Source organism: Massilia sp. GCM10023247, from assembly GCF_042653325.1.
GTDB lineage: Bacteria > Pseudomonadota > Gammaproteobacteria > Burkholderiales > Burkholderiaceae_D > Telluria.
This window is the reverse complement of the sequence record NZ_JBHSIB010000022.1, coordinates 101,175-112,793: the sequence shown is the minus strand read 5'-3', so window position 1 is coordinate 112,793 and position 11,619 is coordinate 101,175. Positions and strand designations below refer to the sequence as shown.

Below are 11,619 nucleotides of genomic sequence, written 5' to 3'. Positions count from 1 at the left end.
CTCGGAGAGTCGAGGGTTTGCGGAAGGGCCGCGGCCCTTCCATTCCTATCAGGAGCTGCCATGACCCAAGAGTCGTCCAACGCCGTGAAACCACCCGTCGATCCGCGCTTCGATCCGACGCGCACCATCCGCGCCCCGCGCGGCACTGAACTGAGCTGCAAGAGCTGGCTGACCGAAGCGGCTTACCGCATGTTGCAGAACAACCTGGACGCCGAGGTGGCCGAAGACCCGCAGCGTCTTGTCGTCTATGGCGGCATCGGCCGCGCCGCGCGCAACTGGGAGTGCTACGACCAGATCCTCGCGTCCCTGCGCGAACTCGAGGACGACCAGACCCTGCTGATCCAGTCCGGTAAACCGGTCGGCGTGTTCCAGACCCACGAAAACGCCCCGCGCGTGCTGTTGGCGAACTCGAACCTGGTGCCGAAATGGGCGAACTGGGAGCATTTCAACGAGCTCGACCGTAAGGGCCTCTTCATGTACGGCCAGATGACGGCCGGCAGCTGGATCTATATCGGCACCCAGGGCATCGTGCAAGGCACGTATGAAACCTTTGCCGAAGCCGGGCGCCAGCATTTCGGCGGCGACTGGGGCGGGCGCTGGATCCTGACCGCCGGCCTGGGCGGGATGGGCGGCGCGCAGCCGCTGGCCGCTACCTTCGCCGGCGCCGTGTCGCTCAACATCGAATGCCAGCAGAGCAGCATCGATTTCCGTTTGCGCACGCGCTACCTCGACAAGCAGGCGAAGGACATCGACGAGGCGCTGGCCCTCATTCAAGAACACACGAGCAGGCGCGAGGCGGTGTCGATCGGCCTGCTCGGCAATGCAGCGGACGTGCTGCCGGAACTGGTGCGCCGTGCCCGCGCAGGCGGCCTGGTGCCGGATCTGGTCACCGACCAGACCTCGGCCCACGACCTGATCCACGGCTACCTGCCGCAGGGCTGGACGGTGCAGGAGTGGAAGGCGGCCCAGGCCGACCCGAGCCAGCATGCACGCTTGAAAGCGGCCGCGGCGGCCTCCTGCGCGGTGCACGTGCGCGCCATCCTCGACTTCAAGGCGATGGGCGCCTACGCTGTCGACTACGGCAACAACATCCGCCAGGTGGCGTTAGATGAGGGTGTCGCGAACGCCTTCGATTTTCCCGGTTTCGTGCCGGCCTACATCCGCCCGCAGTTCTGCGAAGGGCGCGGTCCCTTCCGCTGGGTGGCGCTGTCGGGCGATCCGGAAGACATCTATAAAACCGATGCCAAGATCAAGGAGCTGTTCCCGCAGCACGCGCAGGTGCACCGCTGGCTCGACATGGCGCGCGAACGGATCGCCTTCCAGGGCCTGCCGGCGCGCATCTGCTGGCTCGGACTGGGCGAGCGCCACATCGCCGGCCTCGCCTTCAACGAGATGGTCAGAACGGGCGAACTCAAGGCGCCGGTCGTGATCGGCCGCGACCACCTGGACACCGGCTCGGTCGCCAGTCCGAACCGCGAAACGGAAAGCATGCTTGATGGGACCGACGCCGTTTCCGACTGGCCGCTCCTGAACGCCATGCTCAACACCGCCGGCGGCGCCACCTGGGTCTCGCTGCACCATGGCGGCGGCGTCGGCATGGGCTACTCGCAGCACTCCGGCGTCGTCATCGTTGCCGACGGCACCGAGGCCGCCGCCAAACGCCTGGCGCGCGTGCTGGTCAACGACAGCGGCTCGGGCGTCATGCGCCACGCCGACGCCGGCTACGACTCCGCCATCGCCTGCGCCAAGCGCACGGGCCTGAATCTCCCGATGATCAAGTAAGGTTTTCACGAAGGTTGTAACGAATATGAAAAACGAATCGCACCACGGCTGGACCCTGCAACCCGGCGCCTTGACGCTGGCCGACCTGCGCGCGGCCTGGGCCGCCCACTTCCCGATTGCCTTGTCAAGCGAAGCGGCGGCGCCGATTGCACAGTCGGCCGCACTGGTTAAAACCATCGTGGACAAGGGCGACCCGGCCTATGGCATCAACACCGGTTTCGGCATCCTGGCCAAGGCCCACATCCCGAACGACCAGCTCGAGCAACTCCAGCGCAACCTGATCCTGTCGCACGCGGTCGGCACCGGCGAGCTCATTTCCGACGCCGTTGTGCGGCTGATCCTGTTGACGAAGATCGGCAGCCTGGCGCGCGGCTATTCCGGCGTGCGCCCGCTGATCATCGACACCTTGGTCGCCATCTATAACGCCGGCATCATGCCGGCCATCCCGGCCCAGGGTTCGGTCGGCGCCTCGGGCGACCTGGCGCCGCTGGCGCACATGACGCTGGCGATCATGGGCGTCGGCCCGGTACGCTTCAAGGGTGAGCTGATGGAGGCCAGCGCGGCGCTGGCCGCTGCCGGGATCGCGCCGGTGACGCTGGCCGCGAAAGAGGGCCTGGCGCTGATCAACGGCACGCAAGTGTCGACCGCACTCGCCCTGCATGGCCTGTTCATGGCCGAGCGCCTGGTGGAAGCGGCGATGGTCACCGGCGCCCTGTCGGTGGACGCCGCGCGCGGCAGCGACGCCCCGTTCGATGCCCGCATCCACGCGGTGCGCGGCCAGCCGGGCCAGATCGCCGCCGCCGCCATCTACCGCGAACTGGTCAAGGGCAGCGCGATCCGCGCCTCGCACCTGGTCGGCGACGAGCGCGTCCAGGACCCGTACAGCCTGCGCTGCCAGCCGCAGGTGATGGGCGCCGTGATGGACCTGGTCGCGAATGCCGGCCGCACGCTGCTGATCGAAGCGAATGCCGTGACCGACAACCCATTGCTGTTCCCGGACGACGGCGCCATCGTTTCGGGCGGCAACTTCCACGCCGAGCCGGTCGCCTTTGCCGCGGACACGCTGGCCCTCGCCATCGCCGAGATCGGCGCGCTGTCGGAACGCCGCATCGCGCTCCTGATCGATGCGAATTTGTCCGGCCTGCCGGCCTTTTTGGTGCGCGAGCCGGGCCTCAATTCCGGCTTCATGATCGCCCACGTGACGGCCGCCGCGCTGGCCTCGGAGAACAAGTCGCTGGCCCATCCGGCCAGCGTCGACAGCCTGCCGACCTCGGCCAACCAGGAGGACCACGTCAGCATGGCGACCTTCGCGGCGCGCCGTCTCGACCAGATGGCGCACAATACGGCGGTTATTGTCGGGATCGAGCTGTTGGCGGCGGGGCAGGGGATCGAGTTCCACCGTCCGCTGGCGACATCAAGGCACCTGGAGCACGTTCACGCCCAGTTGCGCGAGCGCGTGGCGCCCTTCGACGCGGACCGTTTCTTTGCTCCCGACATCGAAGCGGCCCGCCTGATGGTGGTCAAGGGCGAGCTGTCAGCTTCCTGTAAAGAGTTGTTCGCAGTATTGCATCCTTAACTCAACAAGCGTAGGAGCAGGCAATGGATTTCCGGTTCAAGGCAGGTGACGCCCCGATGCTGCTGTCGATGCCGCACGTGGGCACCGACATTCCCGACGAGGTGGCCGCGCACATGGCGCCCTGCGCGCTGGCGAAAGCCGACACCGACTGGCACCTGGCCGAGCTGTACGAGTGCGCGGACCGGCTCGGCATCTCGACCCTGGCGGCGCGCTGGTCGCGCTATGTCATCGACCTGAACCGGCCGCCGGAGAACACCAACCTGTACCCGGGCATGGACACCACCGGCCTGTGCCCGCTCGACACCTTCGGCCGCGAAAGCCTGTACCAGGAGGGCCGCGTGCCCGACCAGGCCGAGGTGGCGCGCCGCCTGGAGCGCTACTGGCAGCCCTACCATAACCAGCTGCGTGCGGAACTGGCGCGCCTGCTGGCGCTGCACGGGCGGGTCGTGCTGTGGGATGCGCACTCGATCGCCTCCCGGGTGCCGCGCTTTTTCGAGGGCCGCCTGCCGGACCTGAATTTCGGGACGGCCGAGGGTCAATCCTGCGATCCCGGCCTGGAAAACGCCGTGGTCGGCGTGGCCCGCGCCCAGGACCGGTTTTCGATTGCCGTCAACGGCCGCTTCAAGGGCGGCCACATCACGCGCTTCTACGGCCAGCCGCGCGAGGGCGTGCACGCGATCCAGCTCGAGATGTGCCAGTGCCTGTACATGGAGGAGGCGCCGCCGTTTGCCTACCGTCCCGAGGTCGCGGCCGAGGTGCAGCCGCTGCTCGGCGACATGGTGCAGGCCGCGCTCGACTGGGTGCGCGCATGAATGCCCTGTTCGCACGGCACGCCTTGCTGCCCGATGGTTGGCAGGGCGACGTCCTGATCGAATGGGACGGGCGCGGCAACCTCACCCGCGTCCAGGCCCACGCGCGCCCGCCGATCGGCGTCGCGCGCGCCGACTATGTGGTGCCGGGCATGGCCAACCTGCATTCGCACGCCTTCCAGCGCGCGCTCGGCGGTTTGACCGAAAGGGCGGGGGACGGCCCCGACAGCTTCTGGACCTGGCGCGACCTGATGTACCGCTTCGCGGCCAACATCACCCCCGAACAGCTCGAAGCCATCGCGGCCCAGCTGTTCGCCGAATGCCTGCGCCACGGCTATACCTCGCTGTGCGAGTTCCACTATATCCAGCGCGACCCGCAAGGCGCCTTCTACGCGCGCCCGGCCGAGATGGCCGAGCGCATCGCCGCCGCCGGCCAGCACAGCGGCATGGGGTTGACCCTGCTGCCTGTGCTGTACAGCCACAGCGGCTTCGGCGACCAGCCCCTGACGCCCGGGCAGGCGCGCTTTCGCACCGATGTCGACGACGTGCTGCGCATCGTGGAAAGCCTCGCGCCGCTGCGCGGCGGCCAGCTCGAGGTCGGGGCGGCGCCCCATTCGCTGCGCGCGGCAGGCATCGAACAGATCCGCGAACTGGCGCAGGCGCTGCCCGCCGCGCGGCCGCTGCACATCCATATCGCCGAGCAGCCGGGCGAGGTCAGGCAGAGCATCGAGTTTTCGGGTCGCCGTCCGGTCGAGTACCTGTTCGAGCATGTGAACGTCGATGCGCGCTGGTGCCTGGTCCATGCGACCCACTTGAGCGATGAGGAAATCCTGGCGCTGGCCGGCAGCGGCGCCGTGGCCGGCCTGTGCCCGACCACCGAGGCCAACCTGGGCGACGGCTTGTTTCCCTTGCCCGCCTACCTTGCCGCGGGCGGCCGCTTCGGCATCGGCAGCGACAGTCATGTCTCGCAGAGCCCGGTCGAAGAATTGCGCTGGCTCGAGTACGGCCAGCGCCTGGTGCGCGGCAGCCGCAACGTCGCCGCGACCCCAGCGCGGCGCGACGTCGGCTTGAACCTGTGGCAGGATGCGCTATCCGGTGGCGCGCAGGCGACCGGACGGCCGGTCGGCGCGCTGGCGGCAGGGCGCCGTGCCGACCTGCTGGTACTCGACAGCGCGCACCCGAACCTGGATGGCGCGCTCGAGACCGATGTGCTCGGGCGCCTGGTCTTCTGCGGTAACGACAACCTGGTGCGCGACGTGCTGGCCGGCGGACGCTGGGTCGTGCAGGGCGGACGCCACATGGCGCAGGAAGCGATCGCGCGCCGCTACCGGGAAGCCATTAACCAGTTGCGCGAGGTACAAGCATGAACATTCTGATTCCGTTCGCAGGGCTGTCGGCGCTGCCGTGGAAAAACGGTGGCGGCAGCACCACCACGATTGCGATCGGTCCGCCGGAGGCCGGTTTCGACGACTTCGACTGGCGCGTCAGCCTGGCCACGATTGCCGAGGACGGACCGTTCTCGCGCTTTCCGGGCGTCGACCGCACGCTGGCCCTGGTCGACGGCCACGGCATGACGCTCGACATCGACGGCAGCGAGCGCGTCATCATCTGCGAGAGCGGGCCGGTGCTGGCCTTCGATGGCGACTCGGAAGTGGTGGCCAGGCTCAATCGCGGCCCGACCACCGATTTCAATGTCATGACCCGCAGCGAACGCTGTTACCATCAGTTCGGACGCCGGCGCCTGGCCGGCAAGTCGACCTTCGTGGCGCGCGCCGACCTGACCATCATGTTCCTGGCCGAGGGAGAGGGCCTGGAAATCGCCAGCGATGCCGAGCGCATCAACATGGTGCGCTTCGATGCCGTGATGTTCGATCCGGGCACGGTGTGGTCGCTCGAGACCACCCAGGCAGTGATCTTCATTGTCGACATTTTCTACCACAGCGAGGAAGAAGAAGATGAGTGAGCGCCACGGCCCGCGCTTCGACGCGGTGTTTGCGAACGTGAACCTGGCCACGATGGCCGAAGGCTACGGCGAGATCAAGGACGGCGCGATCGCCGTGCACAATGGCCGCATCGCCTGGATCGGCGCGCGGCGCGAGGCGCCGCGTGCCGCCGTCATCCACGACTGCGACGGCGCCTGGATGACGCCCGGCCTGATCGACTGCCACACCCACATCGTCCACGCCGGCAACCGCAGCGACGAGTGGGAAGCGCGCCTGGAAGGGGCGAGCTACGAGGACATCGCGCGTAACGGCGGCGGCATCATGTCGACCGTGCGCGCCACCCGCGCCGCGACGGTGGAAGACCTGCTGCGCGAAAGCGCGCCGCGCGTCTCGCAACTGCTGGCCGAGGGCGTCACCACGCTCGAGATCAAATCCGGCTACGGGCTGAACCTCCAGGGCGAAGCGAACCTGCTGCGCGCCGCGCGCCGCATGGGAGAATTGCTGCCGGTGCGGGTGCGCACTACCTTCCTCGGGGCGCACGCGCTGCCGCCCGAATTCACGGGCCGTCCCGACGACTACATCGCCGAGGTGGCCGAGCGCATGCTGCCGCTGCTGGTCAAGGAAAAACTGGTCGACGCGGTCGACGCTTTTTGCGAACACATCGGTTTTACCTACGACCAGACCGAACGCGTGTTCGCCGCCGCCGGCAAGCTCGGCCTGCCGGTGAAACTGCATGCCGAACAGCTGTCCGAGCAGCGCGGCGCGGAACTGGTGGCGCGCTACCGCGGCCTGTCGGCCGACCACCTCGAGCACCTGAACGGGGCCGGCATTGCCGCCATGGCCGAGGCCGGAACAGTCGCCGTCCTGCTGCCGGGCGCCTATTATTTTTTGCGCGAGACCAAGGCGCCGCCGCTCGCGGCGCTGCGCGCGGCCGGCGTGCCGATGGCGATTGCCACCGACTGCAACCCCGGCACCTCGCCGCTGACTTCCTTGCTGCTGGCGATGAACATGGCCTGCACCCTGTGGCGCCTGACGCCGCGCGAAGCGCTGCAGGGCGCCACCGTGCACGCGGCGCGCGCGCTCGGCCTGCATAGCGAGGTCGGCACCCTGGAAGTCGGCAAGCGTGCCGATTTCGCCCTTTGGGATATTGCTCGCCCGGCAGAACTGGCCTATGCGATCGGTTTCAATCCCTGCCAGGCGGTCGTCAACGGCGGCGTGATGCGTGAGCGCGATATCGGCTTGCCTGCCGGCTTCTAAGCGGGCAGGCGGCCGGATCAGATACGGCCTGGGGCTTTGTCACTGCGCTTTCCTTGCTGCTGCCCCAAGCATGCGCCTTGTGGTCTTATCACAGCGACTGCAGCTTCGAGCGCGTGGCCGACACTGCCCGGTGCAGCAGGCGCTCGGCATGGAAATCGTTTTCGCGCTGGGCCGCGATGGCGTGCAGGCTGCGCGTGTAGTTGTCGAGGCGGGAGCGCAGCCAGGCTTTATAGAGCTGCCTGGCAAGCGATTTCAGGAGCAATCTCATGGTCTCTTCCTTATGCGAAGAGCACATTCTCGTTGCGGGTCGGTCGTTGTAGTTGTGATAACTCAATCGTGCGGCAGCGCGCTTCAACCCTTGACAATGCTCAAGTCGCCCATCTCCAGCTCGGTAATTATAGGTATCAGAGAATCCGTAAGAGAGGTAAGCAATTGTAAGAACAACCACTTCCGACGAGCTCACCCGGCTATAGTGAAATCGTTGATTTCCAGTCTCCCCTCCCCATTCTAAAAAATGGGTTCGCCCACGGCACCTCACGGTCCCGTGGGTTTTTTCTTGTGCGTCGGGAGATTGCTGCTTTTAATTTCTATTAAGCAGCGCGGCGCGCCAGGTGGGCCAGCGATTCGCCGGTCACGCGGCAGATGCGCCATTCGGGCAGGATCTCGGCGCCCATGGTCTGGTAGAAGCCGATGGCCGGCTCGTTCCAGTCCAGCACCGACCACTCGAAGCGGCCGCAATTGCGCTCGACCGCAATCTGCGCCAGGCGCGACAGCAGCTGGGTGCCGTAACCCTTGCCGCGGTGGGATTGGCGCACGTACAGGTCTTCCAGGTACAGGCCCTTCTTGGTGAGGAAGGTCGAGAAATTATGGAAGAACAGGGCGAACGCGACGACCTCGCCGTTTTCCTCGCCGACGATCGCTTCGCAGGCCGGACGGGGGCCGAACAGGCCCTCGTGCAGCAGCTCTTCGGTGGCGACAACCATGTGTTCGAGCTTTTCGAACACGGCCAGCTCGACGATCATCGAGTGGATGTGGGAGACGTCGGCCGGTTCGGCAGGGCGGATGGAAAAATGGGTGACAGCGGTCATGGGGTTTCGATGGCGTTGTGCGCGTTGTTCAGGGAAGGGGAGTGTACCGGTTTGGCGGCGGGCGCGCGCAGGGCCCAGGCCACGCTGGCCAGGCACAGGATCATGCCCAGGAACTCGACGGCGCCGGGGCGGTAGTGTTCCAGCCGGATCGACAGCAGCACCGACAGCACCGGCGTGATGACGCCGATGTAGACGGCCTTCTGCGGCCCGATCCGGTTGATCAGCGTGAAATAGGCGAGGAAGGCGATGACCGAGCCGAACAGGGACAGGTAGAGTAGACCCAGGGTATAGGTGAGCGAAGGCGGCGCAACGAAGCGCTGGCCGGTCAGGACCACATACAGCGCGACCAGCAGGGTGCCCCAGAGCATCGACCAGGCCGTGGTCAGCATCACGTTGCTGGACTGGGCGCGCACCTTGCCGACGACGATGCTGCCGGCCGAGCTGGCAATCGTGGCGACCAGCGCCAGCAGCACGCCCAGCAGGAAGTGGCCGCTGCCCCCAACCTGCATGTCGCGCCAGGCGGCGCCGATCGAATGGTAGAACAGCAGGGCGACGCCGCCGGTGGCAACCGCGCCGGCGCTCCAGGTGCGCGGCGCGATCGGCGTACCGTAAAAAATGCGTCCCAACAAGGGCGTCCAGAACACCATCAGCGCGAACAGGACGGCGACCAGCCCGGATACCACGACTTCTTCCGCCTGGTAGGTGCAGATATACGACAGGCCGAAAGTTGCCACGCCCTGCAGCATCAACCATTTCTGTGTGCGCCAGGGCAATTGCAGCTTAAAGCCGCGCATCATGCAGATCGCAAACAGGGTGGCCGAGGCCAGCGCAAATCGGTAGACGACGGAAACGGATGGAGGCACTTCGCCCAACTGCAAGGTGATGGCCCAGAAGGTCGAGCCCCAGATGAGCGAGGCGATGATGAACAGGACGGATGTAGGCATCGCGGAAGTATACGTGCTTTCCACCTTGCCCGTTATCCATAAGTTGCTGCCCAGTTAGATAAATCGGGCCCGGCAGCACGTGCATGCGCCTTGGTGTTGCGTCCCGTCCACGCGCCTGGCCTTAGTGCGTCACGCGCGTCTGGTAACCGTTGCTCACCAGGCGCACGCGCTCTCCGGGGCGGAACAGTTCGTCCGCCGCCTGGGTCACGGCGCGCAGCTCGCCGCTGTCGAGTTTGACGGTGATCTCGAAACCGGGGCGGTTGTTGGCGCTGGCCTCGACGCGCTGGCCGAGCAGGCCGCCGGCAATGGCGCCGACGATGCCCATCGCGGCCGAACCGTTGCCCCGGCCGACGTTCGATCCCGCCAGGCCGCCCAGCGCGGCGCCGCCCATGGTGCCCACGCCCGATTCCGGATTGGCGATGGTGACGTTGCGTACCGATTCGACCGTGCCGGTACGCACGACCTGTTCGTTCTGGGTCTGATAGGCGCGGTAGACGCTGCCCGAGGGCGGCGTGGTGGCGCAGCCGGCCAGCAAGGCCGCGCAGATGAGGGGGAAGGTAGCTTTCATGGCTTTCTCCGGAAGCGCAATGCGTTTCCTCGAAGCTTACGCTTCCCAGGCAGGCGGCGCCGCACAGGTCCGCGCCCGCAACAGTGCTGCTCAGTAAGCCACTCAGTAGGCCAGGTTCAGGCGGCGGTACAGGAAGCCCAGCACGAACAGCGGGCCGATCAGCAGAAAGCGCAGGTCCTCCAGAAAGGACGGCTTCTTGCCCTCGATCTTGTGGCCGATGAACTGGCCGATCCAGGCCACCACGAACACGGCGATCGACAGCGGCAGCACCGTCATCGGCGGCATCAGCGCGAGAATGGCCAGCATGAGGGCCGACATCGCCAGCATGCCGTAAGCGAAAGGCTTGGACAGCTGGAGGTAGTACCACAGCGCGCCCAGCACCGCGGCCAGCGCCACCACCGGGTGGATTGCCCACAGGATGCCCAGCAGCGAGAACACGATCAGCGGCACGCACACGAAGTGAAACAGTTCGTTGGTCGGGTTGCGGTGGCTTTCGCTGTATTGCTCGAGCAGGGTGTCGATATTGCGCGGCTGTGCGCTCTGGTCCATGGATGTCTCCGGCCGGGATTGTTATGCCGCCGATTCTACACCGGCGTCGGCGCTTTCAGGCCGCCTCGGCCGGCTGCGGCACAGGAGCCGTGCGCGCGCCCAGGCGCATCTGCGGATGGTTGGCGAACAGCTCCGAAACCCACTCGACGAACACGCGCACCTTGGCCGACATGTGGCGGTTCTGGGGGTAGACGATGTGCACGGGCATCGGGTCGCTGACCCACTCCGGCAGTACCCGCACGATGCGGCCCTCCTCGACGTGGCGCATCAGGAGGTAGTCGGTCATCTGGATGATCCCGAGCCCGGCAAGCCCGGCCTGCACGTAGGCGTTCGAATCGTTCAGGGCGATCACGCCGGGCAGCGGCACCTCGATCCGCTCGTCGCCGCGGTTGAAGTCCCAGTTGGAGATCCTGCCCGTCTTGGCCGAGAAATAATTGACGCAGCGGTGGCGCGCCAGGTCGTGCGGATGCTGCGGGACGCCGTGGCGCGCCAGGTAGGAAGGGGCCGCCGCCGTGACGAAGTTGATGACGCCGACCCGCCGCGCGATCAGGCTGGTGTCGAACAAGGCTCCGCCGCGCACCGCGCAATCGACGCCTTCCTCGACCAGGTCGACGGGGCGGTCGGTGCTGCCGAGTTCGAGCGTGATGTCGGGGTAGCGTTCGAAAAAGGCGGGCAGGGCCGGCACCAGGATTTCGCTCGACAGGCCGGTCGGCGTGTCCACCCGCAGGCGCCCGCTCGGGTTGACGCGCATGCGCGACAGCGATTCCTCGGCGTCGCGCACGTCCGACAGGATGCGGATGCAGCGCTCGTAATAGGCGGCGCCGTCCGAGGTCACGGTAACCTGGCGCGTCGTGCGGTGCAGGAGCTTGGCAGAGAGCGCGCCTTCGAGCGCCTGCACCAGGGTCGAGACGGTCGCCTTGGGCAGGCCGAGCATCTCGGCGGCGCGCGTAAAGCTGCCGGTATCGACCACCTGTACGAACACTTCCATTGCCTGCAGCTTGTTCATTTTTCCTGGCCGGTTCAGATTTTGACTGTTTTTTGCTTATTGTTCGCGATTCCCGAACAATCAATTCAAAATTGACGTCTTTATCAGATTGTAGTCC

Annotated in this window: 12 protein-coding genes; 6 read left to right on the top strand and 6 right to left on the bottom strand. The window is 66.5% G+C overall.

The window, feature by feature from the left end; translation table 11 throughout:
- Positions 1 to 60 precede the first annotated feature (60 nt).
- From hutU to hutI, 6 genes are read left to right on the top strand one after another with little or no spacing between them, the layout of a single operon-like run.
- Entirely contained in the window at positions 61 to 1,782 is a 1,722-nt protein-coding gene (gene hutU / locus ACFPAH_RS17300) for a urocanate hydratase (protein ID WP_379747775.1), read from the top strand.
- Between the two features lie 25 nt (positions 1,783 to 1,807).
- Positions 1,808 to 3,358 carry a histidine ammonia-lyase gene (hutH, locus tag ACFPAH_RS17295; RefSeq protein WP_379747773.1) on the top strand — a complete coding sequence of 517 codons (1,551 nt, stop codon included), beginning with the start codon at positions 1,808 to 1,810 and terminating at the stop codon, positions 3,356 to 3,358.
- A 23-nt stretch (positions 3,359 to 3,381) separates the two neighbouring features.
- The gene (hutG, locus tag ACFPAH_RS17290) at positions 3,382 to 4,170 is read left to right on the top strand and encodes an N-formylglutamate deformylase (RefSeq protein ID WP_379747771.1); all 789 of its coding nucleotides are present in this window, start codon (positions 3,382 to 3,384) and stop codon (positions 4,168 to 4,170) included.
- Positions 4,167 to 5,534: a formimidoylglutamate deiminase gene (locus tag ACFPAH_RS17285; protein WP_379747769.1), complete on the top strand. Its 1,368-nt coding sequence runs from the start codon at positions 4,167 to 4,169 to the stop codon at positions 5,532 to 5,534. The genes hutG and ACFPAH_RS17285 overlap by 4 nt, the downstream gene beginning before the upstream one ends.
- Positions 5,531 to 6,130, top strand: a complete 600-nt coding sequence (locus ACFPAH_RS17280; protein WP_379747767.1) for a HutD family protein — start codon at positions 5,531 to 5,533, stop codon at positions 6,128 to 6,130. Before ACFPAH_RS17285 ends, ACFPAH_RS17280 begins: the two co-directional genes overlap by 4 nt.
- Positions 6,123 to 7,367, top strand: a complete 1,245-nt coding sequence (gene hutI / locus ACFPAH_RS17275) for an imidazolonepropionase (protein WP_379747765.1) — start codon at positions 6,123 to 6,125, stop codon at positions 7,365 to 7,367. Before ACFPAH_RS17280 ends, hutI begins: the two co-directional genes overlap by 8 nt.
- Positions 7,368 to 7,455: 88 nt before the next feature.
- On the opposite strand, the gene ACFPAH_RS17270 is transcribed toward hutI, so the two are convergent.
- From ACFPAH_RS17270 to ACFPAH_RS17245, 6 genes are all read right to left on the bottom strand, one after another.
- Positions 7,456 to 7,635 (bottom strand): hypothetical protein, encoded by a 180-nt coding sequence (locus tag ACFPAH_RS17270; protein ID WP_379747763.1) that lies wholly within the window; start codon positions 7,633 to 7,635, stop codon positions 7,456 to 7,458.
- 322 nt (positions 7,636 to 7,957) lie between these two features.
- A complete protein-coding gene (locus ACFPAH_RS17265; protein ID WP_379747761.1) occupies positions 7,958 to 8,455 on the bottom strand; it encodes a GNAT family N-acetyltransferase in 498 nt (165 codons plus the stop codon).
- The gene (locus tag ACFPAH_RS17260; protein WP_379747759.1) at positions 8,452 to 9,399 is read right to left on the bottom strand and encodes a DMT family transporter; all 948 of its coding nucleotides are present in this window, start codon (positions 9,397 to 9,399) and stop codon (positions 8,452 to 8,454) included. The genes ACFPAH_RS17265 and ACFPAH_RS17260 overlap by 4 nt, the downstream gene beginning before the upstream one ends.
- Before the next feature lie 121 nt (positions 9,400 to 9,520).
- Positions 9,521 to 9,967 carry a glycine zipper 2TM domain-containing protein gene (locus ACFPAH_RS17255; protein ID WP_379747757.1) on the bottom strand — a complete coding sequence of 149 codons (447 nt, stop codon included), beginning with the start codon at positions 9,965 to 9,967 and terminating at the stop codon, positions 9,521 to 9,523.
- Positions 9,968 to 10,069: 102 nt separating this feature from the next.
- Positions 10,070 to 10,516 carry a DUF962 domain-containing protein gene (locus tag ACFPAH_RS17250; protein ID WP_379747755.1) on the bottom strand — a complete coding sequence of 149 codons (447 nt, stop codon included), beginning with the start codon at positions 10,514 to 10,516 and terminating at the stop codon, positions 10,070 to 10,072.
- 55 nt (positions 10,517 to 10,571) lie between these two features.
- Positions 10,572 to 11,522 (bottom strand): LysR substrate-binding domain-containing protein, encoded by a 951-nt coding sequence (locus tag ACFPAH_RS17245; protein ID WP_379747753.1) that lies wholly within the window; start codon positions 11,520 to 11,522, stop codon positions 10,572 to 10,574.
- Positions 11,523 to 11,619: the final 97 nt, after the last annotated feature.

Bases quoted from the DNA above. Each gene is read 5' to 3' on its own strand.
- ACFPAH_RS17285 (WP_379747769.1), top strand. From the start codon at position 4,167: ATGAATGCCCTGTTCGCACGGCACGCCTTGCTGCCCGATGGTTGGCAG.
- ACFPAH_RS17245 (WP_379747753.1), bottom strand. From the start codon at position 11,522: ATGAACAAGCTGCAGGCAATGGAAGTGTTCGTACAGGTGGTCGATACC.
- ACFPAH_RS17260 (WP_379747759.1), bottom strand. From the start codon at position 9,399: ATGCCTACATCCGTCCTGTTCATCATCGCCTCGCTCATCTGGGGCTCG.
- ACFPAH_RS17270 (WP_379747763.1), bottom strand. From the start codon at position 7,635: ATGAGATTGCTCCTGAAATCGCTTGCCAGGCAGCTCTATAAAGCCTGG.
- ACFPAH_RS17280 (WP_379747767.1), top strand. From the start codon at position 5,531: ATGAACATTCTGATTCCGTTCGCAGGGCTGTCGGCGCTGCCGTGGAAA.
- hutG (WP_379747771.1), top strand. From the start codon at position 3,382: ATGGATTTCCGGTTCAAGGCAGGTGACGCCCCGATGCTGCTGTCGATG.
- ACFPAH_RS17250 (WP_379747755.1), bottom strand. From the start codon at position 10,516: ATGGACCAGAGCGCACAGCCGCGCAATATCGACACCCTGCTCGAGCAA.
- hutH (WP_379747773.1), top strand. From the start codon at position 1,808: ATGAAAAACGAATCGCACCACGGCTGGACCCTGCAACCCGGCGCCTTG.
- ACFPAH_RS17255 (WP_379747757.1), bottom strand. From the start codon at position 9,967: ATGAAAGCTACCTTCCCCCTCATCTGCGCGGCCTTGCTGGCCGGCTGC.
- ACFPAH_RS17265 (WP_379747761.1), bottom strand. From the start codon at position 8,455: ATGACCGCTGTCACCCATTTTTCCATCCGCCCTGCCGAACCGGCCGAC.
- hutU (WP_379747775.1), top strand. From the start codon at position 61: ATGACCCAAGAGTCGTCCAACGCCGTGAAACCACCCGTCGATCCGCGC.
- hutI (WP_379747765.1), top strand. From the start codon at position 6,123: ATGAGTGAGCGCCACGGCCCGCGCTTCGACGCGGTGTTTGCGAACGTG.